Source organism: Aurantiacibacter sp. KMU-128 (assembly GCF_056933515.1).
Genome location: NZ_JBXORT010000001.1, coordinates 759,864 through 784,892, shown reverse-complemented (window position 1 = coordinate 784,892; position 25,029 = coordinate 759,864). Strand labels below are relative to the sequence as shown.

The window sequence follows — 25,029 nt, the reverse complement described above, 5'->3', positions numbered from 1 at the left end:
CTGGACTTTCGCGCGATTGAAAACATAGAAATCTCCCACTGATGCGGCGGGCGCATTCCAATTACCGGGCGCCGTCGCGATCGTGCATTTTCGGGGGATTCCAGCATGAGCTTTCCTGCAACCATCGACCTGTCGACACTCGACGGACAAAACGGTTTTGCGATCAGGGGCATCGTTGCCAATGCCTTTCTTGGCACATCGGTTGCGTATGTCGGCGACATCAATGGCGACGGGATTGCCGACATCGTGCTTGGCGCCCCTCGCGCCAATCCGGATGGCACGGTGCGCGCCGGATCGACCTATGTAATCTTCGGCACCGCTGCCGGTTTCGCGCCGCTCTTCGATCTCGCCAGCCTCGATGGCAGCAACGGTTTCCGCATCGATGGCGTTGATGCGGAGGACCAGAGCGGCTGGTCGGTTTCCCCGGCGGGTGATGTGAATGGCGACGGGATCGACGATATCCTTGTCGCTGCCTATATTGCCGACGCTGGCGGCGACAGCAATGCGGGGGAAACTTACGTCATTTTCGGCAAGACATCAGGCTTTTCCGCCAGCCTGAGCCTCGCTTCGCTGGACGGTACGAACGGCTTCCGGATGGACGGAATCGATATACAGGACCTGAGCGGCCACTCGGTCGCGGCGGCCGGCGACGTTAACGGCGACGGGGTCGACGATATCCTGATCGGGGCTTACGGGGGTGACCTCCCGGGCAGATCGAGTGCGGGGGAGACCTATGTCGTCTACGGCAAGACAACCGGCTTTGCCGCCAGCATTGATCTTGCGACACTGGATGGAACAACCGGCTTTCGCATCGATGGCGCCGATGCCGGAGACACGAGCGGCTATTCGGTGTCCTCGGTTGGCGATGTTAACGGGGATGGTATTGATGATATTCTGATCGGTGCCTTCAACGCGCTAACAGCTACGGCAGGTGCAAGGGGGGAAGCTTACATCGTCTTCGGTAGTACAATGGGGTTTGCCGCAAATTTCGATCTTGGCTCCCTCAACGGCGTTAACGGCTTCCGCATCGATGGTATCGATATAGGTGCTCAGCTCGGTCGCCATGTTTCCTCTGCGGGGGATGTCAACGGCGATGGCATCGATGACATCCTGCTCGGTGTCGAGGCTGCTGATCCCGGCGCGTTGGATGCTGCCGGATCAACTTATGTCATCTTCGGAAAATCGACCGGCTTTTCCGCGAGCTTCGATCTGGCGGCGCTCGACGGCACCAACGGGTTCCGCATCGATGGCAGCATTGCTCTCGGTAGGGCGGGAAAATCTGCTTCATCGGCTGGCGACGTCAATGGCGACGGGTTTGACGACATCCTGATCGGTGCGCCCGGCACCAACTCTGCCACCGGTGCCGCCTATCTGGTTTTCGGCAAAGCGAGCGGATTTTCCCCCTTGCTCAACCTCTCGTCCATCGACGGAACAAGCGGTTTCCGCATAAACGGCATCGACAATTCAGACTGGACCGGCTGGTCCGTTTCGAGCGCCGGTGACCTTAATGCCGACGGCTATGACGATATGCTGATCGGGGCATTCCAAACGAGCTATGGCGTCACGCTGCCCGCTGCCGGGGCAGCCTTTGTTGTTTACGGTCGCACCTCTAACCAGACCGAGGGCACGCCCGCGACAGACGACAACCTGCTCGGCGGGCGCGGCAACGACCGGCTCAACGGCTATGCCGGGAACGACCGTCTGAACGGCCGTGACGGCGACGACATCATGGCGGGCGGTGCGGGCGATGATTTCTATTTCGTCACCAATGCAGGCGATGTGGTGATCGAGCTGGCGGATGAAGGCAATGATACCGTCACCTCCTCGCTCAGCTACACGCTCGGCGAACACGTCGAAAACCTGCGCCTGCGCGGCGATGCGGCGGAAGGCGTGGGCAATGCGCTCGACAATGTGATCGTCAGCGTGGCGGTCGGCTCGACGTTGCGCGGCATGGGCGGGAACGACTATCTGCGCGTCAGCGATGGCGGCGGAAGCCTGTATGGCGGCGACGGCGATGATACGCTGATCGGGCGCAATGGCGATGACTGGCTGTCCGGCGGTGCGGGCTTCGACAATCTGCGCGGCGGGCTGGGTGCCGACACCTTCGCCTTTGCCGATGGCGATTTTGCCGGGCTCACCGTCCTGACCGCAGACCGCATCGCAGGCTATCGTTCGGCGGACGGCGACAAGATCGATCTTTCGGCGGTCGATGCGATCCTTGGCGGCGGCGATGATGCCTTCACCTTTATCGGGGCGGCCGAGTTCAGCGGCACTGCGGGCGAGCTGCGCTGGGAAGTCGATCGCAACCAGACAATGCTGCTGATGGACACCGATGGCGATGGCGGCGCCGATTTCGCCATCCGCGTCAACGGCCTGCAAACGCTGACCGAGGCCGACTTCGTGCTGTGACGGGACGGCGCGGATCGTGGCGTTTTTTGCCGCTGGACTTTGGTGCGAATGAAGATGAGATATCCCTAGTCTAGAGCGATTCGGACGGCGGATTACACCCCTGCTCGCGAGTCTCGCATTTCCGGGGGTGTCATCATGGGGTTTCCAGCAAGTATCGACCTTTCCACGCTCGACGGGCAAAACGGGTTTACCATCAGAGGCACCGTTGCCGGTGGCAATCTTGGCCTGTCGGTGGCCTATGTTGGCGATGTTAATGGCGACGGGATCGCGGACATCGTCTTGGGTGCCGGTCGCGAAAGCCCGAACAGCCTCACGCGCGCCGGATCGTCCTATATAATCTTCGGAACCTCTGCCGGTTTCGGCACGATATTCGATCTCGCCACGCTCGATGGCAACAATGGTTTCCGGCTCGATGGCATCGACGCCAATGACCAAAGTGGCTGGTCGGTTTCCTCGGCGGGTGATGTGAATGGCGATGGTATCGACGATATCCTTGTCTCCGCCTTTTTGGCCGCCGCCGGAGGCGACGTAAGCGCGGGGGAAAGCTACGTCATTTTCGGCAGAACGACGGGTTTTTCTGCCAGCCTGAGCCTTGCCGCGCTCGACGGCACAAACGGTTTCCGGTTGGATGGCATCGACCCATCGGACTTTAGCGGTTACTCGGTCGCTGCGGCAGGCGATGTCAATAATGATGGCGTGGACGATATCCTGATCGGAGCCTACGGGGCTGATTTCGTCAGCAGAGCAAGTGCCGGAGAATCCTACGTAGTTTTCGGCAAAACCACCGCGTTTGCTGCCAGCATCGATCTTGCCAGTCTTGATGGAACAAACGGTTTCAGGCTGGAAGGCATCGACGCGAGCGATTCAAGCGGATGGTCGGTGGCGTCCGCCGGTGATGTTAATGGTGACGGGATTGCCGACATTATCATCGGGGCCTTCGGCGGAGATCCTGGCGGAAGGGGCAGCGCGGGTGAGGCATATGTCGTGTTCGGAACAGGGGCCGGCTTTGGCGCGAATTTCGACCTCGCTTCACTCAACGGCACGAACGGATTCCGGATCGACGGCGTCAACACCAGCGATCAACTCGGACGGTCAGTCGCGTCCGCAGGCGACGTCAACGGAGACGGGATCGACGATATTCTTCTGGGTGTAGAGGGAGCGGACCCTGGCGGCATCGGCTCAGCCGGTTCGACCTATGTGATTTTCGGCCGATCAACTGGCTTTTCGGCAAGCTTTGATCTGACGACGCTCGATGGCACCAACGGCTTCCGGGTTGATGGCGGCTTTGAAGTTGGCCGAAGTGGCAGATCGGCCTCCTCGGCGGGCGATGTTAACGGCGATGGATTTGACGACATTCTGATCGGCGCCTCGGGGGAAAACAACGCCAAGGGCAACAGCTACGTTGTGTTCGGCAAGGCATCCGGATTTGCCGCGAGCATGACTCTCGCGTCAATCGACGGCACCAACGGCTTCCGCATTGGCGGCATCAACAACGGTGACAATGCAGGTGGCTGGGTTTCCGCAGCCGGTGATCTCAATGCTGACGGGTACGAAGATATCCTCATCGGCGCATTTGGGGTCGATTTCGGTGCCTCGCTCGGTGATGCAGGGGCGGTCTATGTTATCTATGGCCGCACTTCCAACCAGACCGAGGGCACTTTGGGTGACGACAACCTGTTGGGTGCGCGCGGCAATGACCGGCTTAATGGCGGAGACGGCAATGACCGCCTCAACGGCCGCGACGGCGACGATATCATGGCGGGCGGCGCGGGTGACGATCTCTATTTCGTCACCAATGCAGGCGATGTGGTGATCGAGCTTGCGGATGAGGGCAATGACACCGTCACTTCTTCGCTGAGCTACACGCTGGGCGACCATGTCGAGAACCTGCGCCTGCGCGGCGATGCGGCGGAAGGCGTGGGCAATGCGCTCGACAATGTGATCGTCAGCGTGGCGGTCGGTTCGACGCTGCGTGGCATGGGCGGAAACGACTATCTGCGCGTCAGCGATGGCGGCGGAAGCCTGTATGGCGGCGATGGCGATGATACGCTGATCGGGCGCAATGGCGATGACTGGCTGTCCGGCGGTGCGGGCTTCGACAATCTGCGCGGCGGGCTGGGTGCCGACACCTTCGCCTTTGCCGATGGCGATTTTGCCGGGCTCACCGTGCTGACCGCAGACCGCATCGCAGGCTATCGTTCGGCGGACGGCGACAAGATCGACCTTTCGGCAGTCGATGCGATCCTTGGCGGCGGCGATGATGCCTTCACCTTTATCGGGGCGGCCGAGTTCAGCGGGACGGCGGGCGAGCTGCGCTGGGAAGTCGATCGCGGCCACACGATGCTGCTGATGGACACCGATGGCGATGGCGGTGCCGATTTCGCCATCCGCGTGAACGGCCTGCAAACGCTGACCGAGGCCGACTTCATCCTCTAACGCACTTTCCGACCAATCTGGATCGCCCTGATCGCGTCAATCGTCGGTCACTATGCTTTGGCATGGCTCCCTCCTCTTTCCGCGCGCTGAGCCAAAATCGGCTCCGTCAGGGTGACCCAGATTGGTCGGAAAGTGCTCTAGCATCGACTGCGCAATCTGTGCCAAAGGCGGCGAATGTCCCAGCGCCGCCTGTTTGTCGCCCTGCGCCTGCCGGAAAGCGCTTGCGATGCGCTGCTCGATACGATGGAGGGCGTCGCGGGCGCGCGTTGGCAGGATGCGGACAATCTGCACATTACCCTGCGCTTTATCGGCGAGGTTGACCGGCATCAGGCCGACGATGTGATGAGCGCGCTGGAAAGCGTGTTCTTCCGCCCCTTTCCCGTCGCTATCGAAGGCGTCGGCCATTTTGACGGGCCAAAGCGCGCCAAGGCGATCTGGGCCAAGGTCGCGCCCTCGCCCGCGCTCTCCGAATTGCAGCAAAGCGTGGAAATGGCGTGTCGCCGTGCGGGGGCGGAGGCGGAGACGCGCAAATACATCCCGCACGTCACACTCGCCCGGCTCAATGCGGGCAGCGCAGCGATTGGCGACTGGCTGGCAACGCATGGGCGCCTCGCCCTTGGCCCTTGGATTGCAGAGAGTTTCGCGCTGTTCGAGAGCGACCTGACACCGCAGGGCCCGATCTATTTCGAGATTGCCCGGTTTGCGCCGCGCTAGTGCTTGGCAGCCCGCCCATCGCGTTCTAGGAAGCGTCGCAGAACGGCGTCCGGTCGCATTTGGAACGCCGCAACACGAGAGAGAAAAGAAAGACGAGGCCGCACCCATGAAATCGCGCCTGCTCGCCAGCACCACGCTGGCTTTCGCCCTGACCGCCTGCGCCACTGTGCCGGAGAGTGACATGAATGTGACCCCGCCGATGGCCGAGATCGCCTATGATCCCGAAATTCCGGCAGCGACGAGCATTTTTGCCGAGCCTTCCCCGCTTTATATGCACGCGCCGCAATTCGACGAGGTCGCGGACAGCGAATGGCAGGGCATTATCGAGGAAGCGATTGCCATCCGCCTCGCCGAAGTCGAAGCGATTGCGAACAATCCCAACGCGCCCACTTTCGACAACACTCTGGTGGCGATGGAGCGTTCGGGCCAGGTCTTCTCGCGCAGCTATTCCGCCTTCAGCCAGATTGTCGGCGCGAATATCAACGATACGATCGCCGATGCCGACGCCGCGCTCGCCCCGCAAATCGCGGCGATGAGCGACAGCATCTATCTGAATCCGCAGCTTTTCGAACGCGTGCGCACGATTTACGACAACCGCGCAGCCATGGCGATGACGCCCGAAGACGCGATGCTGTTGGAAATCTATTACAACGAGTTCGTCCATCGCGGCGCCTTGCTCGGCCCCGAAGCCCAGACCGAACTGCGCGCGATTAACGAGCGTTTGTCGACGCTTTCCTCGCAAATTTCGCAGCTCATCACGCAGGGGCAGAACGCGGCCGCCATCGTGGTGGACACGCGCGAGGAGCTGGCGGGTCTGTCCGACGGGCAGATCGCGGCGGCAGCGGCCCTCGCAACCGAGCGCGGGCATGACGGCAAGTATATGCTCACCGTCAGCAACACCACCGGCGTGCCGATGCTGTCGCAGCTGCACAACCGCAGCGTGCGCGAGCGGCTGCATCGCGCCAGCGTTGACCGCAACCAGTCGGGCGAAACGTCAACACTGCCGATGATCCGCGAGACCATCGCTTTGCGCAACCGCCGCGCGCAGCTGTTCGGCGAGCCGACGCACGCCGACTGGCAGATGTATGACCGCATGGTCAGCGATCCGCAGCAGGCGATCGGCTTCATGGCTGACATGGTGCCCGCTTTGCGCGCCACGCAGGAACGCGAAGCCGCGGTGTTGCAGGAACGGCTGGAGCAGGACGGTCATACGTTCGAGCTCGCCGCATGGGATTGGCCCTATTACGCCGAAATCGTCCGGCAGGAACGCTACGCGCTCAATAACGAGGAAATCCGCCAGTATTTCGAAGTCGACCGCGTGCTGGAAGATGGCGTGTTTTATATGGCCGGAGAGCTTTACGGCCTGACCTTCGAAAAACGCGACGATATTCCGACCTATCACCCCGATGTGTCGGTCTACACTGTGTTCCACGATGGCGAGCCGATTGCGCTGTTCTACTTCGACCCGATGCAGCGCGATTCCAAGCGTGGCGGGGCGTGGATGAGCAATTTCGTCGAGCAGAGCCACCTGCTCGGCCTGCGCCCGGTGGTCACCAACACGCAGAATATCGCCCCGCCCGCGCCGGGTGAGCCGCGTCTGGCGACATGGGACGATGTCGAAACGATGTTCCACGAATTCGGCCACGCGCTGCACGGCATTTTCGCCGATCAGCCCTATCCGTCGATTTCGGGCACCAACACCGCGCGCGACTGGGTGGAATTCCCCAGCCAGTTCCACGAGAATTTCGCGGCGCTGCCCGAAGTGCTCCAGCGTTATGCCCGCCACCATGAGACGGGTGAGCCGATCCCGGCCGAACTGGTCGAAGCCATCGGCCGCGCCAGCCGCTTCAACCAGGGCCACGGCTTTGGCGAAGTCATCGCCGCCAGCCTGCTCGATATGGAATGGCACTCGCTCGACCCGAATGAGCCCGCGCCGACCGATGTGATGGCCTTCGAAGCCGCCGCGCTGGAGCGGATTGGCCTGCGCAGCGATCTCGTCCCACCGCGTTACCGCACGCCCTATTTCCGGCATATTTTCGAGCACGGATATGACTCCGGCTATTACGCCTACACCTGGACCGAAATGCTGCACCATGATGCCTACAGCTATGTCGAGGCGAATGGCGGCATGACCCGCGAAATGGGCGACCACATCGTGGCGACCTTCCTCGGCCAGGGCCATTCGAAGAGCTACGAACAGATGTTCCGCGACTTCACCGGGCGCGATCCGCAGGTCGAGCCTTTGCTGCGGGCGCGTGGTTTGCTGGCGGAGTAGGTTTTCCGGTTCGTACGAAGACCACGAAGACACAAAGAGGGCGGTGCTTGGCATCGCCCTCTTTCTTTGCGCCGCAGGCAATAGATAATTTCGCGCAGAGGTCGCAGAGAGCGCAGAGTTTTTTGGCCAGGACCCTCCGCGTTCCCTGCGGACTCTGCGCGAAACATAATGCGCCTACGGCGCGGGTATGTGCCACATCTTCGTGGCTTTGTGGTCTTCGTGCGAACCCTAATACACCAGCGCGCGCGAGCCTTCGTCGCCAATCCATTTCGCATCGACGCCCCACACGTCGCGGATCGTGCCGCCAGACAGCGCCTCGTCCGGCGCGCCGTCCGCCACCAGCCGCCCCTTGTCGAGCACCAGCACGCGGTCGGCGTGGTTCATCGCCAGCGCCAGATCGTGCAGCACCAGCACCACGCCGCAGCCCGCCTCGGCCTCGCTCCGCAGCACGCGCAGCATCGCCAACTGGTGTGCGAGATCAAGCGCGGCGAGCGGTTCGTCGGCGAGGATCCATTGCGGCTGCCCCGCCAGCACGCGCGCCAGCAGCGCCCGTGCCTTCTCCCCGCCCGACAGCGTCGAGACGGGACGATCCGCGAGGTCATCCAGATCGCAAATGCCCAGCGCTTGCCGCACTTCCGCCTCGCCCGCATCGCGATGCGGCAGGCGGCCGAGCGCGACCAGATGGCGCACCGAAACGTCCCACGCGACCTCTGCCGATTGCGGCAAATATCCGATATTGCGCGCCCGTGTGAGAGGGTGCATCGCGCCTACCGGCTTGTCGCTCAGGGTGACGCTGCCCGCAGCGGGCTCCACCAGATGGGCCAGCGCCGAAAGCAACGTCGATTTGCCCGCGCCATTGGGGCCGCAAATCGCGGTGATATCGCCGGGGATCAGCTTTGCGCTTACCGCGTCGAGAATTGCTGCGCCGTTTCGCTCGACTGAAAGGCTTTCGCAGGCGAGGATCATGCGAGCCCCCTCCTCATGCGCAGCAACAGCAGCAGGAAGAACGGCGCGCCGATCAGGCTGAGCGCAATCCCCAGCCGCAGCTCGGTCACCAGCGGCAGGATGCGGCACACGACATCCGCCACCAGCACCAGCAAGGCGCCCGCCAATGCGCTCGGCACGATCAAGCTGGAGGGGCGCTTGTCGGTCAGCGGGCGCACCAGATGCGGCACGATCAGTCCGACAAAGCCGATAATCCCCGCCACCGCGACACCGCTGCCCACGGTGAGGCCAGTGCCCAGCACCATCGCCCACATCAGCCGCTTGGGATCGACCCCCAAAGAGCGTGCCGCCGCCTCGCCCAAAGTCATCGCATCGAGCGCGCGGCCCACGCGCCACAGCACCAGCACGCCCGCCAGCGTGAGGGGCGCGGCGAGTTGCACATCGGCCCAGCTCCGGTCGGTCAGCGCGCCCATCAGCCAGGTGACGATGCTGCTCATTGCAAAGGCATTGGGCGCAAGGCTGATGGCAAGGCTGGTCAAAGCGCCCGCAAGGCTCGCGATCATCATGCCCGCCAGCGTGAACAGCGCGATGCCGTTGGAGGGACTTGCGGTGCGGCCCGCGATCAGCGCGAGCAGCGCCATCGCTCCGGCAGCGCCCGCCAGCGCCGAACCGGTGAGCAGCAGGTTCCACGACACGCCAAAGGTCAACGCCATCACCGCGCCCAGCGCCGCGCCCGGCGCGATGCCGAACAGGCCGGGATCGGCGAGCGGGTTGCGCAAGTATCCCTGCATGGCCGCGCCCGCTGCGCCCAGCCCACCGCCGATAACGATGGCGAGGACAGCGCGCGGCAGGCGCAATTCGGCTAGGATCAGCGCGGCGTTCGGCGTGCTCGCCGGGTCAAGCCACACGCGCCCGGCGAGCAAGGAAAGCGGAATGGCGAGCGCGAGCAGGCCGCCGAATAGGAGGGTGGCGCGGTTCATCCTGCTTGCGCCCTAATCTCCGCCAACCGCTCCAGCGCGCGCGGAATGGTCGGCCCGCCGCAATAGAGCAGCGAGCTGTCGAATGTCGCATATTGCACGCCTTCGAGCGCGCCGAGTACCGGATGGGTCAGCATCCGCTCGCCGCCCGAGGCGAGGATCAGTTGCGGCGGATCGGCCAGCACTTGCTCGAGCGGCAGGTAAGCGCCCTGCCCCATCCCGCGCGCGGCGGAGTGGCTGGTGAAGCCGCTATGCTCCAGCAGCGCGAAAGCGAGCGAACCCTCGCCCGCGACGATACCGCCTTCCTGCCACAACAGCGTGGCAATCGGCGCGGCCTCAGTGGCAGCATTGTCCCACGCCGATTGCACGGTGCCCGCCAACGCCGCGGCCCGCTCTGGCGCGCCAACAGTCTCGCCCAGCAGCGCGATCTGTCCGAGGCTGTCCTCCAGCGAGGAGACCATGCCCACGGTCACGATCTCCACGCCGGACGCTTCCAGCGCCGCCCGCGTGGCGGGCGCAAGGAAGGTGTCCGCCACCACGATATCGGGCGCGAGCGCCAGCACTTCCTCCACCGTCCCGCCGGTTGCGGGGTATTCCAGCGCGTCTGCCAGCACCATCGATGTAGCGCTGGGATCATGGCTGTAATGCGAGACCGCGAGCAACTGCCCCGGAGCAGCGACCTCGTGCAGGATCGCATCAGCGCAGGGGTTGAGGCTGACGATTGTGGGGTGGGTGGAGGCGCGCTCGGTTTCCGTCGCCCCTCCGCATCCCGTCATTCCGGCGAAGGCCGGAATCCAGAGCAGGCGCAGCGCAAGGCTGGATCCCGGCCTGCGCCGGGATGACGAGGGACGGTTCGGCATCAAAGCGCCAACCTCGCCCCGATAAACGCCGCCCTCCCGCGTGTCGCGTAACCGGCAGCGGTCTGGTAATCCGCGTCCCACACATTCTCGACGCGGCTATAGAGCTGGACTTCGTCGGTCACATCATAGGCCACGCGGAAAGTCAGCACTTCGTAGCCGTCGAGCGGCACGAAATTGCCCGCATCGTCGAAACTGTCCGACACGATCCGCAGATCCGCACCCACGGTCAGCGCATCCAAGGGCGACACATCCGCGCTCAGCGTCAGCGCATGGCGCGGGCGGCGGGCGAGCTGGTTGCCGGTGTCGCGGTTCTCGGCATCGGTGAAGGCATAGGCCGCGCCGAGCACCACTCCGCTCACCGGACGCGCGCGAAACTCTGCTTCGACGCCCTGCGCCCGGGCGCTCGTGATGTTGTCATAGGTGCCGAAGGGGCGGTTGTCGCAGATCGGATCGGTCGAGCCGAAGCAGCCGACAAAAGCGATCTGGTCTTCGGTGTCGCGGCGGAACAGCGTCACCGCGCCGTAAACGCTGCTGGTCGCGCGTCCGCCATAGGCAAGGCCGAGATCGAAGCTCGTCGCCCGTTCGGGCTGGAGTGTCACATTGCCGAAATCGCTGAACAGCTGGAACAGGCTGGGAGCCTTGAATCCCTCGCCCACGCTGGCGCGCAGCCGCCAATCGGGCGCCACTTCGTAGCTGATGTCGCCGCCGAAGCTGACTTCGCTGCCGAAATCGGCATGGTCGTCCAACCGTACGCCGATATGGCCGGAGATCCCGCGCCACTCGATGCCTGCCTGCGCATAAGCGCCGAAAATCCGTGTGTTATTGCCCGTATCGAAGAGCGTCTGGTAGCTCGTCCACTCGTTCTCCGCGCCGAAATTAACGATCAGCGGGCCGATCGGCCGCCACTCGCCGCGCAGTGAAACGCGGTCGGAACGGCCATCGCTGGTGAACGTCTCTGCGCCCGTATCGTCCAGATTGTCGCGCGACGTGTCGGCGAAACTGTAATTGGCCGAAAGGAAAAGCGGACCACTGTCATACACCGCGCCAGCCGAGCCGAAGGTCTGCGCCGTGTCCTGCGTCTCTCCCGTATCGGCGAGCGTGAACGCGGGGGCGGGGAAGCCGTCGATGTCCAATTCACCCTCGGCATGGCGCAGGCGGGCGAAGAATTCGAGCTCGTAGCTGGCGTAGTAGCGGCCATGGCCTTCCAGCGCCCATTGCTCGAACCCGTCGGGCTCGGTGCCAGCAGCGGCGGCGGAGAAGCCGTTGGTGCTTGCGAAGCTGGCGGATGCGCCGAGGAAGCCCACATCCTGGTCACCCACCCCGCCAGATGCGGCGGCAGTGAGGCTGTCATCGCTGCCATATTCGAGCACGCCTGCAAGGCCCGTATCGGCGCGGGTCGAGGCGACAATCACGCCGCCCAGCGCATCCGATCCCCAGATGGTGGAGTTGGAGCCGCGCAGAACTTCGACCTTGGCAAGGTTGGTGGAGAGCAGATTGCCGAAATCGAAGCCTCCCGAAGGCGATGCCGGATCGGCCACGCGCACGCCGTCGAGAATGACGAGCACCTGCTCCGCCTCCGCGCCGCGCAACCGCACACCCGTCTGCGCGCCGAGGCCGCCGGTGCGGCTGTAGGTGAGACCGGGGACACGTTCGAGCACGCGCGGCAGGTCGGGGCCTTGGAGCGCAGCGATTTCCTCTTCGCCGAGCACGGTGATGGCTTGGCCGGAGTCCTCGATTTCTGTGCGGGTGCCGGTGGCGGTGACGGTGATGGTGTCTTCCTGCGCTGGCCACGCAGCCGTCGACACCGGCAAGCCAACGTCTTCCTCCTCCTGCGCCATCGCAGGCGAGGACATTGCCACCAAAGAAATACCGATAAACAGATATTTAACCACAAAACCTCCTATCACAAGCGAACGTCGCCTATGACGGAAGCCGGCGCGGAATTGCGCTTCGTCCGAATGCCTCCGGTACACCCCGCCCGGCTGCAAAAGCGACCGTCACCCGGCAGGTCTCCTGGCTCCCGGATCATCGCTCGCCGCCCGCCTTCCCGCTCTAACAAGCAGTGGCATATCGGGCGAAAGCTCCCCGGTCACAGTTGCGGGGGCAGCGCGGGATTTGAACCCGCTTCCCTCTTAGGTCCGATCTCTCGAACAACCCGTGACGATGCCTGCCCTTAAGTTGGTATCATGCGCGCTGCAAGCCTTGCCGCACATTAACCAATGTCCCGCCATGACACGCGCGGCGATGCGCAAGTGTTTGGCAAGGACTATGCCTGTATGGGGCAAGAGTGGAACACGTTCCGATCACCATTCCCGAATCTCCCCGCCGGGATTTTCGCACCCGCCGCGCATCCCCGCGCGAGCGGATGCAGGGCTTTGCCAAGAAGGCAGGCGTGCTCGCCCTGGCGATTGCGGTTCCGGCGATTGCCGCCAATGGCGCACCGGGCTTTTTTTCCGCCGCAGACGAAGCCGAGCAGGATTACCGGATGCCGTTCGAAAAACCGGGCGAAAGCTTTCCCGGCTCGGCCTTCTACTACCTCGAAGAAACCCCGCAGCTGGTTGAAAACGATGCGTGGGACAGGCCCATCCAGGTGATCGGCGGCGCGGGCAATTTGACCGATGACAGCGAAGACGCCGCCAGCGCGCTCGCCAATCTGCCCCTCGCCGCCAGCCCGCTGCGCATTCGTGGCAGCGATCAGGACCAAGCCCGCGCGCAGCAATGCATGACGCAAGCGATCTACTACGAGGCCGCGAGCGAAAGCGATGCGGGCCAACGCGCAGTGGCGCAGGTCGTGCTTAACCGCGTGGCGCATCCGGCCTATCCGAACACGGTGTGCGGCGTGGTGTTCCAGGGCAGCGAACGGCGCACGGGATGCCAGTTCAGCTTCACCTGTGATGGCGCTTTGAACCGCCGCCCCTCTGCCGCCGGTTGGGCGCGCGCTGGTCGCCATGCGCGCGAGGCCTTGGCGGGCGTCGTCTATGCTCCTGTCGGCACGGCGACGCATTACCACACGCTGGCGGTCAATCCCTATTGGGCGCCGACGCTGGAAACGGTCACGGTGATCGGCTTCCACATCTTCTACCGGATGCCGGGCAATGCCGGGCGGCCATCGGCCTTCCATTCGCGCTATGGCGGCGGAGAGCCCGCACCGCAGCGCGCCCGCGCCGCGACGCAAGAGGCACCCGCGCTCGATGTGCCGATCGATATGTCGCAATATGCCCCGCCCGCCGCGCCCGCCGCCACCGCGCCGCGTCCGCAGGCACCGGGCGCGCAGCCGCAAGCACAGTCTGCCCCCGCCGAGGAGCAGCGCAGCGATATCCTCCCGCAAAGCGGCAATGTGCGCGAGGAATATGCCAATAGCGGCCGCTGGATCGAGCGCGACTAGCGATAGCGCACGGGGCAGCGGGAAAGCCCGCAGCCAGTTCTAAAGATTGCGGAAACCATTGTGTCACACGCTTGCTTAGCAGGTGTATTTTACAAGTGCTGACGGTCGCCCGGTGCGCCCGCCCGTTACTGTTTACACGTCTGGATTGCTAGAACCCATGTCCATCCGCTTCGCCGCTTCCCGCACCAAACGCTCGGTACGGATGCACCGCGAACTGGTGCGGATGCTGGCGCTCGTGCCGTCAAACGACAACGGCAATGCCCTGCGGCGCAATGTCATGGACGCGGCCCTGCGGCACTTTGCCGAGCACGGCATTGCCGCCGCGCAGAACGCCCGCGAACAGGCGATCCTTGCCGGCAAGTCCGGCGACCGCGAGCTTTTTGGCTATTGGCTGGAGATCTGCCGCGCGCTGGACAGGCGCATGGCGCGCCAGCTTGAACCGGTAGACGGTACCGGCAACCGCTGACGGCCCGCCCGTCCGCGCTACGCGCAAGCACCCATTATTGCAGTCACTCCGCCGTCATTCGGGCGGCCTATTGTCTTGCGCAAAGGTCGCGCCATTTTACACCAAATGCTATTGCGAACTATTTGCAACGTATAAGACTTTTTGGTGGTTGCAATGGCGTATTTACCCTTCTAGGGCTGGCCGAAACACGCTGCATCGCCGCGCGGGGCGCATGGTGCCATGCAGTTTGAACGAGTGGATGCGCCCGCAGGCAGCTTAAGGACTACAGGCTTACCCATGGCACGCAAGAAAATCGCGCTGATCGGCTCCGGCATGATCGGCGGCACCCTCGCCCACCTCGCCGCGAAAAAGGAAATGGGCGACATCGTCCTGTTCGACATTGCGGAAGGCATGCCGCAGGGCAAGGCGCTCGACATCAGCCAGTGCGGCCCGATCGAAGGCTTCGACGCCAAGATCACCGGCTCGAACGACTATGCCGATATCGCGGGCGCGGATGTGGTGATAGTCACCGCCGGCGTGCCACGCAAGCCGGGCATGAGCCGCGACGACCTGCTCGGCATCAACCTAAAGGTGATGAAGGCCGTGGGCGAAGGCATCAAGAACAACGCGCCCGATGCATTCGTGATCTGCATCACCAACCCGCTCGATGCGATGGTGTGGGCGCTGCGCGAGTTTTCCGGCCTGCCGCATAACAAGGTGGTCGGCATGGCGGGCGTGCTCGACTCGGCGCGCTTCGCAACCTTCCTCGCCTGGGAATTCGGTTGCAGCGTGAAGGACGTGAACGCATTCGTGCTCGGCGGCCACGGCGACACCATGGTGCCCGTCACCAGCTACACGACGATCAACGGCATTCCGGTGAACGACTACGCCAAGATCAAGGGCGTTTCGGCTGACCGGATCGACGCGATCGTCGACCGCACCCGCAAGGGCGGCGGCGAGATCGTTGGCCTGCTCGGCAATGGCTCGGCCTATTACGCCCCCGCCACCAGCGCGATTGCGATGGCCGAAGCCTATCTCGGCGACCAGAAGCGCATCCTGCCCTGCGCCAGCTATGTCGAAGGCAAGTACGGCCTCGACGGCCTCTATGTCGGCGTCCCGACCGTGATCGGCGCAGGCGGCACCGAGGAAGTGATCGAAATCGAACTGTCCGACGAAGAGAAGAGCAACCTCAAGGTTTCGACCGACGCGGTCGAGGAGCTGCTGGAGGCTTGCAAGGGGCTGGATAGCTCGCTGGCGTGAGTTTCTTTGGACTGATCTTGACGCTCGTTGGCGGGTGGTTTGGCTGGTCAGGGTGGTGGTCCATCCTGTTCGGGGGGCTCATGTTCTTCGGGGCGCACCGCGCGCTGCCTGATCAGACTGGCCGGATCAATGCTGTCGGATTGCCCCTTTATATGATCGGATCATTTGCAATCATGTCCGCAGTTGGGTGGATTGCTTCCTTTTTTTGACGTTAATGGAGAGATGAGTTGAGCATCCTCGTAAACAAAGACACCAAGGTCATCACCCAGGGGATGACCGGCAATACCGGCACCTTCCACACGCAGCAGGCGCTCGATTACGGGACGCAGATGGTGGCGGGTGTGACGCCGGGCAAAGGCGGATCCGAACATTTGGGCCTGCCGCAATTCAACACGGTGCGCGAGGCGGTGGAAGCCACCGGTGCGACCGCGAGCTGCATCTATGTGCCGCCGCCCTTCGCAGCTGACGCGATCCTCGAAGCGATCGAGGCCGAGGTCGAGCTGATCATCACCATTACCGAAGGCGTTCCGGTGATGGATATGGTGACCGTGAAGCGCGCGCTGACCGGCTCCAAGTCGCGGCTGATCGGCCCCAACTGCCCCGGCGTGCTGACGCCGGGCGAGTGCAAGATCGGCATCATGCCGGGCAAGATCTTCCAGAAGGGCAGCGTCGGCGTCGTCTCGCGTTCGGGCACGCTCACCTATGAAGCCGTACACCAGACCACCGCCGTGGGCCTCGGCCAGACGACCGCTGTGGGCATTGGTGGCGACCCTGTGAACGGCACCAACTTTATCGATGTGCTCGACCTCTTCCTCGACGATCCCGAAACCAAGTCGATCATCATGATCGGCGAGATCGGGGGTTCTGCGGAGGAGGAAGCTGCCGAATTCCTTAAGCAAGAAGCCGCAAAAGGCCGTTCCAAGCCGGTTGTCGGCTTCATCGCCGGTCGCACCGCGCCTCCGGGCCGCCGCATGGGCCATGCCGGGGCGATCGTTTCGGGCGGCAAAGGCGGCGCGGACGACAAGATCGCAGCGATGGAAGACGCCGGCATCCGCGTCTCCCCCTCGCCCAGCGAACTGGGCACCACACTGGACGCGCTGCTGAAGGAGCTGGCGTAAGAGCTAGCGAGAACCGCCATGGGTAACGAACCGAAAAACTTCCTCCCCGAACTGCCCGGACAGGACGGGCCGCAGGCAGGGCCGAGCTGGAGCAATCCGCGTTGGCCGCTGACCGACGACGCGGCAGACCGCGATGCGGCGATGGACCCGACCGATATGTTCATGGCGGTGCAACAGGCCGCAGCGGCGGCGGGCAAGCCGACCGACAAGGCGAGCATCGAGGAAGCGTGCCGCCATTCGGTGCAGGCCATGCTGCTCATCCGGCTCTACCGCGTGCGCGGGCATCTGGCGGCCAATCTCGATCCGCTGGGCCTTTCGCATCCCGAAGTCCCTGCCGAGCTGACGCTGGAATGGCACGGCTTTGCGGGGCAGGAGGCGAAGGAAGTCTATGTCGGCGGCGCGTTCGGCTTCGAATGGGTCAAGGTTGGCACCCTGTTCGATATCCTGCGCGCCACCTATTGCGGCGATGTCGGCCTCGAATACATGCATATTGCTGACACCGAGGAACGGCGCTTCCTGCAGGACAAGTTCGAAAAGCCCGAAGATACGATCAGCTTCACTCCTGAAGGCAAGAAGGCGATTCTGCAGGCGGTGATCCGCGGCGAGGAATACGAGAAATATCTCGCCAAGAAATATGTCGGCACCAAGCGTTTCGGGCTCGACGGCGGCGAAGCGATGATCCCGGCGCTGGAAGCGGTCATCAAATATGGCGGCAGCTCGGGCGTGCGCGAGATCATTTACGGCATGGCGCACCGGGGCCGGTTGAACGTGCTCGCCAATGTGATGGCCAAGCCCTACCGCGTGATCTTCCACGAGTTTTCGGGTGGCTCGGCCAATCCCGATGATGTTGGCGGATCGGGCGATGTGAAATACCACCTGGGAACCAGCACCGACCGCGAATTTGACGGGATCAAGGTGCATATGAGCCTTGTTCCCAACCCCTCGCACCTCGAAGCGGTGAACCCCGTCGTGCTCGGCAAGACGCGCGCGCAGCAGGCCTTTCGCGACGATCTGGACGCGCACCAGCAAGTGCTTCCCGTGCTCATCCACGGCGATGCGGCCTTTGCCGGGCAAGGCGTGGTGTGGGAATGTTTTGGCTTGTCGGGCGTGCGCGGCTATTCCACGGGCGGCTGCATCCACTTCATCATCAACAACCAGATCGGCTTTACGACTTCGCCCAAATTCGCGCGGTCCTCGCCCTACCCGTCAGACGTGGCGAAGGGCGTACAGGCGCCGATCCTGCACGTGAACGGCGACAATCCCGAAGCTGTGACCTTCGCCTGCAAGCTCGCCATCGAATACCGCCAGAAGTTCAAGCGCGATATCGTGATCGATATGTGGTGCTATCGCCGCTTCGGCCACAATGAAGGCGATGAGCCGAGCTTCACCCAGCCGCTGATGTACAAGGAAATCCGCAACCATCCGCGCGTATCCGAAGTCTATTCGGAACGGCTGCTGGCCGAAGGCGTGATCGAACCGGGCACCGCGCCCGAAATGCGCGAGGCCTTCATTGCCGAGCTGGACGAGGAATTCGAAGCGGGCAAGAGCTACAAGCCCAACGAAGTCGACTGGTTCGCCGGACGCTGGAGCGGCTTGCACAAGCCCGCTGACCCCGAAAGCGGGCGGCGCAATGTGGCGACCGCGATCGACAAGAAGCTGTTCGACAGCCTTGGGCGCACGCTCACCACGGTGCCGGAGGATCACACGATCCACAAAACGCTCGGCCGCGTGCTCGATGCCAAGCGCGAAATGTTCGCCAGCGGCGGCGGGTTTGACTGGGCAACCGCCGAAGCGCTCGCTTTTGGCAGCCTTGTGAGCGAAGGCTTCGGTGTGCGGCTTTCGGGGCAGGATTCCGGGCGCGGCACGTTCAGCCAGCGCCACGCGATCTGGGTCGACCAGAACACCGAAGCGAAATACATCCCGCTCACCACCCTGCCGCATGGCAAGTTCGAGGTGTATGATTCCACGCTGAGCGAATTCGGCGTGCTCGGATTCGAATACGGCTTTGCCATGGCTGATCCGAAAACGCTGGTGATGTGGGAAGCGCAGTTCGGCGATTTCGCCAATGGCGCGCAGATCATGATCGACCAGTTCATCGCCGCGGGCGAAGTCAAATGGCAGCGCGCCAACGGCCTCGTGATGCTCTTGCCGCACGGCTATGAAGGCCAGGGGCCGGAGCACTCCTCCGCCCGTCTCGAGCGCTTCCTGCAACTGTGCGCGAACGACAATATCCAGGTCTGCAACATCACCAGCCCGGCGAATTACTTCCACGTGCTGCGCCGCCAGATGATGCGCCCGTTCCGCAAGCCGCTCGTCATCATGACGCCCAAGAGCCTGCTGCGCCATCCCGACGCCAAGTCGGAAGCCAAGGAATTCATGGGTGAAAGCCACTTCAAGCGCATCCTTTCGGACCGTAAGGCGATTGACGACAGCAAGGTAAAGCGCCTCGTCCTGTGCAGCGGTAAGGTCGCTTACGATCTGATGGACAAGCGCGATGCCGAAGGGATCGACGATGTCTCGATCGTGCGGATCGAACAGCTTTATCCCTTCCCTGGCGAACCGCTAGCCGTTCGCATGAAGCGGATGGGCAACCTCGAAGAGGTCGTCTGGTGTCAGGAAGAACCGCACAATAATGGCGCGTGGTTCTTCGTACAGAACCGCATCGAGGATGCGCTGACCGCTGCCGGGCACAAGGGTATGCGCCCGATCTATGCCGGACGCGACGAGGCCGCATCCCCCGCCACCGGTCTGGCGAAGCGCCATGCCGAACAGCAGGACGCGCTCATCGCCAATGCGCTGGGCCTGTCGGAGCGCGCCTCCGGCAAAGCCAAGCGCGCCAAGAAGTAATCACAGGACGCCAAGGAAAACAGTCACATGGCAACCGAAGTTAAAGTTCCCACTCTCGGCGAAAGCGTTACCGAGGCCACCGTTGGCGAATGGCTGAAACAGCCCGGCGATGCAGTCGCCGCAGATGAACCCATTGCCAGCCTCGAAACCGACAAGGTCGCGGTGGAAGTGCCCTCACCCGTCGCCGGCGTGCTCGGCGAACACAAGGTCGGCGTGGGCGACACGGTCGAAGTCGGCGCGATCATCGCGATTGTCGAGGAAGGCGGCGCGCCTGCCAAGCCTGCAGCTGCGAAAGCGGCTGACACGGGAAACGCGGAAAAGACCGCTGGTGGCGACGCTTCTTCGGGTGACTCCTCGCTCACCATGTCTCCCGCCGTGCGCCGCGCGGTGATCGAACACGGGGTTGACCCGACGACGATCAAGGGCACCGGCAAGGATGGCCGCCTGACCAAGGAAGACGTGCTGGCCGCTGCGCAGGCAAAGAACACGGGCAGTGATGCTGCCGCTGCACCTGCTGCCGCCACACCCGCCGCTGCTGCCAAGGGCGAACGCCGTGAAGAACGCGTCAAGATGACGCGGATGCGACAGACCATCGCCAAGCGGTTGAAGAGCGCGCAGGACAATGCCGCGCTGCTCACCACGTTCAACGATTGCGACATGAGCGCCGTGATTGCGGCGCGCGAAGCCTATAAGGATGTGTTCGCGAAGAAGCATGGCATCAAGCTCGGCTTCATGTCCTTCTTCGCCAAGGCCGCCGCGCTGGCGTTGAAAGACGTTCCGGCAGTCAACGCCTATATTGACGGGGACGAGATCGTCTATCACGACTATGTCGACCTGTCGGTGGCCGTCAGCGCGCCCAATGGTCTGGTGGTTCCGGTCGTGCGCAGCATCGACGCGATGAGCTTTGCCGAGATCGAGCTGGCCATCGCCGATTTCGGCAAGCGCGCCAAGGAAGGCACGCTGACGATGGAAGACATGACCGGCGGCACTTTCACCATTTCCAATGGCGGCGTGTTCGGATCGCTGATGTCGACCCCGATCATCAACCCGCCGCAAAGCGCCGTGCTCGGCCTGCACCGCATCGAAGATCGCCCCGTCGTGCGCAATGGCGAAGTCGTGGTGCGCCCGATGATGTATCTGGCACTCAGCTACGATCACCGCATCATCGACGGCCGCGAGGCAGTAACCGCGCTCAAGATCATGAAGGAAGCGATCGAGGATCCGATGCGGATGCTGATTGATTTGTGATGGTAATTGTCATCCCGGTGAAGGCCGGGATCCAGTCCAGCGCCAACGCTGGATTCCGGCCTCCGCCGGAATGACGGAAGAGAGAATTATGGCTGAATACGATTACGACGTCCTGGTTATCGGTGCTGGCCCCGGCGGCTATGTTGCCGCCATCCGTGCTGCGCAGCTCGGGCTGAAAACCGCCTGCGCCGAAAGCCGCGAGACACTCGGTGGCACCTGTCTCAATGTCGGCTGCATCCCGTCCAAGGCGATGCTCCACGCGTCCGAATTTTTCGATGCTGCCGCCAATGGCACGATGGCCGAAATGGGTATCGAGGTGAAGCCGAAGCTCAACATGGAAAAGCTCCACGGCCAGCGTCTCGATGCGGTGAACGGGCTCACCAAGGGCATCGAATTCCTGTTCAAGAAGAACAAGGTCGACTGGAAGAAGGGCCACGCAACGTTCGTTGACGCGCACACGGTGGATGTGGGCGGCGAGAAAGTCACCGCGAAGGAAATCGTGATTGCGACGGGTTCTTCGGTCACTCCGCTGCCCGGTGTCGCAGTCGACAATGCCAAAGGCGTCGTTGTCGATTCCACCGGCGCGCTCGAACTTGAGAAAGTCCCCGGCCACATGGTGGTGATCGGCGGCGGTGTGATCGGGCTGGAGCTTGGCAGCGTATGGCGTCGCCTTGGCGCGAAGGTCACCTGTGTCGAGTATCTCGACCAGATCCTGCCCGGCATGGATGCCGACGTCCGCAAGGAATCGAACAGGATTTTCAAGAAGCAGGGCATTGAGTTCAAGCTTTCGACCAAAGTCACCGGCGTGTCCGTCAAGGGTAAGACCGCGACGCTGACGCTCGAACCTGCTGCGGGCGGTGACGCTGAAACGATGGAAGCCGATTGTGTGCTCGTGTCGATCGGTCGCAAGCCCAATACCGATGGGCTGGGCCTTGAGAATATCGGGCTGGAGACCAATGGTCGCGGCCAGATCGAGGTCGATCACGAATTCCGCACCGCTGTCGCTGGCGTGCGCGCTATCGGCGATTGCGTCCCCGGCCCCATGCTGGCGCACAAGGCCGAGGATGAAGGCATTGCGGTTGCCGAATGGATCGCGGGCGAGACGGGCATTGTGAACCACGATGTGATCCCCAGCGTCGTCTACACCCTCCCCGAAATCGCCGGTGTCGGCCTGACCGAGGAACAAGCCATCGAGAAGATGGGCGGCGACAAGGCGAAGGTGAAGACCAGCAAGTTCCCGATGGCGGCCAACAGCCGCGCGAAGACCAATCACGAGCCGGACGGCTTCGTGAAAGTCATCGCTGAAGCCGAAAGCGACCGCGTGCTGGGCGTCTGGGCGATTGCCAGCGTTGCCGGAACGATGATCGCCGAAGCCGCGCTCGCGATGGAATTCGGTGCGACCTCCGAAGACATCGCTTACACCTGCCACGCCCACCCGACCCATGCCGAAGCCCTTAAAGAGGCGGCGATGGGTGTGCAGGGCAAGCCGATCCATATCTAATGCAGCTATTACGGAACCGCCTCCCCGCCATTGCGGCGCTGGCGGTTCCCGTTGGCGCAGGCGCGGTATGGATGAGCGTGGGCGGCGCGCCGTCGCATTACGCGCTCGCCAATCTGGCCGTACTCGCGGTGATGGCGCTGTGGGTGGCCGTGGGACGCGGGCCGCATACGGCGGCGAGCCGCCATATCCTCACTATTGTGCTGCTGCTCGTCATGCTGCTGCCGCTGACGGCGGGAGAGGCGGTCAATTCTGTCACCGGGCAGGCGGTGAAGCGCTGGGTGCAAATCGGGCCGCTGGGCCTCCACACCGGGATGATCGCTGTGCCGCCGCTCGCCGTGCTGGCAGCGCGCAACCGCAGGCTGGGCGCACTGATCCTCCTCGCTGCGCTCCTCGCCGCGTATTTCCAGCCCGATGCCGCAACCGGCTTTGCCATCACTTTTGCCGCCATCGGCATCCACCATGTGACCAAGGATTGGCGCATGGGCGGCGTAGTGGTGATCGGCTTCTTCGCCTCGCTGGTGATGGCGGTGCGCGGTGAAGTTCCACCGCAGCCCTTTGTCGAGCGGGTGCTGGTGCAGGCGGCAGAGCAGAACGTCGCGCTCGCTTTGCTGCTGGCCGCCGCGCTGTCAGCCAGTTTCGCGCTGATCCTGTTCGCCAGCCATCTCAGCCGCGAGAAGCGCTTTGCGTTGGCGGGCGCATTGTTCGGCTTTGCGATCATGGCAATGATGAGCGCTTACCCGACCCCGCTGATCGGCTATGGTGCCGCGCCGATTATCGGTTTCGGCCTCGCCCTGGGTTTGAAGAAGGTTCCGCAACGATGAGCACAATGCCCCCCTTCCACCTCGCCTTTCCGGTCGATGATCTCGACGCAGCGCGCGCGTTTTGGGGCGGCGTGATGGGCTGTGCGGAAGGGCGGAGCTCCGACCACTGGATCGATTTCGATTTCTACGGTCACCAGATCGTAGCGCATCTCTCCGAGGCGGCGGGCGACCGCGCGAGCAATGCGGTGGATGGGCACGATGTGCCGGTGCCGCATTTCGGCGTGGTGCTCGATATGGCGCAGTGGCAGGAACTCGCCGAACGCCTCACCGCCGCCGGAACCCGTTTCGTGATGGAGCCCACGGTGCGCTTCAAAGGCCAGGTCGGCGAGCAGGCGACGATGTTCTTCCGCGATCCGGCAGGCAATGCCATCGAGATGAAGGCCTTTGCCGACCGGTCACAGCTCTTCGCGAAAGACTAGCGCTGCGCGGCTTGGCGGATTAACGCGCGAGCATGACAAGTTCCAAAATCATGCGTCTGTTCGCCAAATGGCATATCTGGCTCGGCTGGCTGGTCGGGGTTCCGGTGCTTATGTGGACGGTGACCGGGCTGGTCATGGTCATCACCCCAATCGAGGAAGTGCGCGGCAACCATTTGCGCGTCGAGATCGAGCAGGCTCCCCTCCCCGCCGAACTTGTTCTGCCGGACATCCCCGATGCGGGAGCGATGGAAATGCGCGCCGTGATGCAGGGTAACAGGCCCGTGTGGTTTGTCACCGATGCAGACGGCAATACCACCCGCTACGCCGCCGACGGCACCGGTGCCCCGATAGCGGAGGCGGACGAAGCCTATGCCCGCGCGTTGGTGGCCGAGCGCATCATTGGCGGCGACAATCCGGTCGCTTTCGAAGCCTTCGGCGCGGACAATCCGCCTTTCGATTTCCGCCGCCCCGTTCCAACATGGCGGGCCACTTTAGAGGACGGGACACATATCTATGTTGATCGGACCACAGGCGAAATCGCCGCCATCCGCACCGATTGGTGGCGGGTTTTCGATTTCATGTGGGGGCTGCACATCATGGACCTGGAAACGCGTGAGCTCGATCAGCAGAACACGTTCAACCACGTCGTGCTGGTGCTGTTTGCCGCGCTGGGCGTGATCGGATCGCTGCTCGGCTGCGTGCTGATGTTCCGGCGGCGCAAGGCGCGGGTGAGAGTCCCCGCCGGATGAACCCGCAAATCCTCACCCCGCTGCTCGACGTGCTCGACATTGTCGGGGTGGCGATTTTCGCCCTGTCCGGCGCCTTGCTCGCCGCCAAGGAACGGCAGACTTTCGTGACGATGGTGTTCTTCGCGCTGTTCACCGGCGTGGGCGGCGGGACGGTGCGTGATCTGCTGATCGATGCGCCGGTGTTCTGGATCCGCGACCCGTGGATTGCGCTGGTGTGCTTTTCCACCGCGCTGCTCGCGTGGTTCACGCCGACGCGGTGGTGGGACGGAAAGCTGCTCGAATATGCCGACGGTCTGGGACTTACCGCCTATGCCGTACTCGGCGCGGCGAAGGCGCTCAGCTATGGCGTGCCGCCCGTGCCCGCGGTGATGATGGGTGTGGTGACCGGCTGCGTCGGCGGCATCATCCGCGACGTGGTGGCAGGCAGGCCGTCGATCATCATGGGGCCGGAGCTGTACGTGACCGCCGCCGCACTCTCCGCGCTGCTCTGCGTGCTGGGCGAAACGCTGGGGCTGCCGCGGGAGCCGGTGTGGATTACCGCAGGTCTTGCAGGTTTTGCGCTGCGCGCCGCCGCCATCCGCTTCAAGCTGGGCCTGCCCGCCTATTCGCGCGAAGCCTGA

The 25,029-nt window shown here is 63.4% G+C and carries 19 protein-coding genes and 1 riboswitch; of the genes, 15 read left to right on the top strand and 4 right to left on the bottom strand.

Features of this window, described 5'->3' with window-relative positions; all coding sequences use genetic code 11:
* Positions 1 to 105 precede the first annotated feature (105 nt).
* From ACS0VV_RS04015 to ACS0VV_RS04000, 4 genes are all read left to right on the top strand, one after another.
* Positions 106 to 2,409 carry a hypothetical protein gene (locus ACS0VV_RS04015; protein ID WP_483531440.1) on the top strand — a complete coding sequence of 768 codons (2,304 nt, stop codon included), beginning with the start codon at positions 106 to 108 and terminating at the stop codon, positions 2,407 to 2,409.
* A 135-nt stretch (positions 2,410 to 2,544) separates the two neighbouring features.
* A complete protein-coding gene (locus ACS0VV_RS04010) occupies positions 2,545 to 4,845 on the top strand; it encodes a beta strand repeat-containing protein (protein WP_483531439.1) in 2,301 nt (766 codons plus the stop codon).
* 174 nt (positions 4,846 to 5,019) lie between these two features.
* On the top strand, positions 5,020 to 5,559 hold the full coding sequence (thpR, locus tag ACS0VV_RS04005; protein WP_483531438.1) for an RNA 2',3'-cyclic phosphodiesterase: 540 nt from the start codon (positions 5,020 to 5,022) through the stop codon (positions 5,557 to 5,559).
* Positions 5,560 to 5,665: 106 nt separating this feature from the next.
* Positions 5,666 to 7,834, top strand: coding sequence for a M3 family metallopeptidase (locus ACS0VV_RS04000; protein WP_483531437.1), 2,169 nt, complete (start codon positions 5,666 to 5,668; stop codon positions 7,832 to 7,834).
* Between the two features lie 228 nt (positions 7,835 to 8,062).
* On the opposite strand, the gene ACS0VV_RS03995 is transcribed toward ACS0VV_RS04000, so the two are convergent.
* From ACS0VV_RS03995 to ACS0VV_RS03980, 4 genes are all read right to left on the bottom strand, one after another.
* Positions 8,063 to 8,800, bottom strand: a complete 738-nt coding sequence (locus ACS0VV_RS03995) for an ABC transporter ATP-binding protein (RefSeq protein ID WP_483531436.1) — start codon at positions 8,798 to 8,800, stop codon at positions 8,063 to 8,065.
* Positions 8,797 to 9,759, bottom strand: a complete 963-nt coding sequence (locus ACS0VV_RS03990; RefSeq protein WP_483531435.1) for a FecCD family ABC transporter permease — start codon at positions 9,757 to 9,759, stop codon at positions 8,797 to 8,799. The genes ACS0VV_RS03995 and ACS0VV_RS03990 overlap by 4 nt, the downstream gene beginning before the upstream one ends.
* On the bottom strand, positions 9,756 to 10,532 hold the full coding sequence (locus tag ACS0VV_RS03985; protein WP_483531434.1) for an ABC transporter substrate-binding protein: 777 nt from the start codon (positions 10,530 to 10,532) through the stop codon (positions 9,756 to 9,758). The genes ACS0VV_RS03990 and ACS0VV_RS03985 overlap by 4 nt, the downstream gene beginning before the upstream one ends.
* 83 nt (positions 10,533 to 10,615) lie before the next feature.
* On the bottom strand, positions 10,616 to 12,508 hold the full coding sequence (locus ACS0VV_RS03980; protein ID WP_483531433.1) for a TonB-dependent receptor plug domain-containing protein: 1,893 nt from the start codon (positions 12,506 to 12,508) through the stop codon (positions 10,616 to 10,618).
* A gap of 93 nt (positions 12,509 to 12,601) precedes the next feature.
* Positions 12,602 to 12,790: riboswitch (cobalamin riboswitch) on the bottom strand.
* 113 nt (positions 12,791 to 12,903) lie between these two features.
* On the opposite strand from ACS0VV_RS03980, the gene ACS0VV_RS03975 reads away from it, so the two are divergent.
* The 11 genes from ACS0VV_RS03975 (at position 12,904) to ACS0VV_RS03925 (ending at position 25,029) form a co-directional block, all read left to right on the top strand.
* Positions 12,904 to 14,001, top strand: a complete 1,098-nt coding sequence (locus ACS0VV_RS03975) for a cell wall hydrolase (protein WP_483531432.1) — start codon at positions 12,904 to 12,906, stop codon at positions 13,999 to 14,001.
* A 157-nt stretch (positions 14,002 to 14,158) separates the two neighbouring features.
* Entirely contained in the window at positions 14,159 to 14,467 is a 309-nt protein-coding gene (locus tag ACS0VV_RS03970) for a hypothetical protein (protein ID WP_483531431.1), read from the top strand.
* Positions 14,468 to 14,743: 276 nt separating this feature from the next.
* Entirely contained in the window at positions 14,744 to 15,706 is a 963-nt protein-coding gene (gene mdh, locus ACS0VV_RS03965; RefSeq protein WP_483531430.1) for a malate dehydrogenase, read from the top strand.
* Positions 15,707 to 15,933: 227 nt separating this feature from the next.
* The gene (gene sucD, locus ACS0VV_RS03960; RefSeq protein WP_483531429.1) at positions 15,934 to 16,824 is read left to right on the top strand and encodes a succinate--CoA ligase subunit alpha; all 891 of its coding nucleotides are present in this window, start codon (positions 15,934 to 15,936) and stop codon (positions 16,822 to 16,824) included.
* 18 nt (positions 16,825 to 16,842) lie between these two features.
* A complete protein-coding gene (locus ACS0VV_RS03955; RefSeq protein WP_483531428.1) occupies positions 16,843 to 19,671 on the top strand; it encodes a 2-oxoglutarate dehydrogenase E1 component in 2,829 nt (942 codons plus the stop codon).
* A 27-nt stretch (positions 19,672 to 19,698) separates the two neighbouring features.
* Entirely contained in the window at positions 19,699 to 20,919 is a 1,221-nt protein-coding gene (gene odhB, locus ACS0VV_RS03950) for a 2-oxoglutarate dehydrogenase complex dihydrolipoyllysine-residue succinyltransferase (RefSeq protein WP_483531427.1), read from the top strand.
* Positions 20,920 to 21,007: 88 nt separating this feature from the next.
* Positions 21,008 to 22,420: a dihydrolipoyl dehydrogenase gene (gene lpdA, locus ACS0VV_RS03945; protein WP_483531426.1), complete on the top strand. Its 1,413-nt coding sequence runs from the start codon at positions 21,008 to 21,010 to the stop codon at positions 22,418 to 22,420.
* Positions 22,420 to 23,241, top strand: a complete 822-nt coding sequence (locus ACS0VV_RS03940) for a hypothetical protein (RefSeq protein ID WP_483531425.1) — start codon at positions 22,420 to 22,422, stop codon at positions 23,239 to 23,241. The genes lpdA and ACS0VV_RS03940 overlap by 1 nt, the downstream gene beginning before the upstream one ends.
* A 5-nt stretch (positions 23,242 to 23,246) precedes the next feature.
* Complete coding sequence (locus ACS0VV_RS03935) at positions 23,247 to 23,660, top strand: VOC family protein (protein WP_483533494.1); 414 nt, start codon at positions 23,247 to 23,249, stop codon at positions 23,658 to 23,660.
* Between the two features lie 32 nt (positions 23,661 to 23,692).
* Positions 23,693 to 24,409, top strand: coding sequence for a PepSY domain-containing protein (locus ACS0VV_RS03930; protein ID WP_483531424.1), 717 nt, complete (start codon positions 23,693 to 23,695; stop codon positions 24,407 to 24,409).
* On the top strand, positions 24,406 to 25,029 hold the full coding sequence (locus ACS0VV_RS03925) for a trimeric intracellular cation channel family protein (protein WP_483531423.1): 624 nt from the start codon (positions 24,406 to 24,408) through the stop codon (positions 25,027 to 25,029). The genes ACS0VV_RS03930 and ACS0VV_RS03925 overlap by 4 nt, the downstream gene beginning before the upstream one ends.

Excerpts from the sequence above, each read along its gene's own strand:
- mdh (WP_483531430.1), top strand. The coding sequence starts at position 14,744 with ATGGCACGCAAGAAAATCGCGCTGATCGGCTCCGGCATGATCGGCGGC.
- ACS0VV_RS03995 (WP_483531436.1), bottom strand. The coding sequence starts at position 8,800 with ATGATCCTCGCCTGCGAAAGCCTTTCAGTCGAGCGAAACGGCGCAGCA.
- ACS0VV_RS03990 (WP_483531435.1), bottom strand. The coding sequence starts at position 9,759 with ATGAACCGCGCCACCCTCCTATTCGGCGGCCTGCTCGCGCTCGCCATT.
- ACS0VV_RS03940 (WP_483531425.1), top strand. The coding sequence starts at position 22,420 with ATGCAGCTATTACGGAACCGCCTCCCCGCCATTGCGGCGCTGGCGGTT.
- ACS0VV_RS03955 (WP_483531428.1), top strand. The coding sequence starts at position 16,843 with ATGGGTAACGAACCGAAAAACTTCCTCCCCGAACTGCCCGGACAGGAC.
- ACS0VV_RS03925 (WP_483531423.1), top strand. The coding sequence starts at position 24,406 with ATGAACCCGCAAATCCTCACCCCGCTGCTCGACGTGCTCGACATTGTC.
- odhB (WP_483531427.1), top strand. The coding sequence starts at position 19,699 with ATGGCAACCGAAGTTAAAGTTCCCACTCTCGGCGAAAGCGTTACCGAG.
- thpR (WP_483531438.1), top strand. The coding sequence starts at position 5,020 with ATGTCCCAGCGCCGCCTGTTTGTCGCCCTGCGCCTGCCGGAAAGCGCT.
- ACS0VV_RS03970 (WP_483531431.1), top strand. The coding sequence starts at position 14,159 with ATGTCCATCCGCTTCGCCGCTTCCCGCACCAAACGCTCGGTACGGATG.
- ACS0VV_RS03935 (WP_483533494.1), top strand. The coding sequence starts at position 23,247 with ATGCCCCCCTTCCACCTCGCCTTTCCGGTCGATGATCTCGACGCAGCG.
- ACS0VV_RS03930 (WP_483531424.1), top strand. The coding sequence starts at position 23,693 with ATGACAAGTTCCAAAATCATGCGTCTGTTCGCCAAATGGCATATCTGG.
- ACS0VV_RS04010 (WP_483531439.1), top strand. The coding sequence starts at position 2,545 with ATGGGGTTTCCAGCAAGTATCGACCTTTCCACGCTCGACGGGCAAAAC.
- lpdA (WP_483531426.1), top strand. The coding sequence starts at position 21,008 with ATGGCTGAATACGATTACGACGTCCTGGTTATCGGTGCTGGCCCCGGC.
- ACS0VV_RS04000 (WP_483531437.1), top strand. The coding sequence starts at position 5,666 with ATGAAATCGCGCCTGCTCGCCAGCACCACGCTGGCTTTCGCCCTGACC.
- ACS0VV_RS04015 (WP_483531440.1), top strand. The coding sequence starts at position 106 with ATGAGCTTTCCTGCAACCATCGACCTGTCGACACTCGACGGACAAAAC.
- ACS0VV_RS03985 (WP_483531434.1), bottom strand. The coding sequence starts at position 10,532 with ATGACGGGATGCGGAGGGGCGACGGAAACCGAGCGCGCCTCCACCCAC.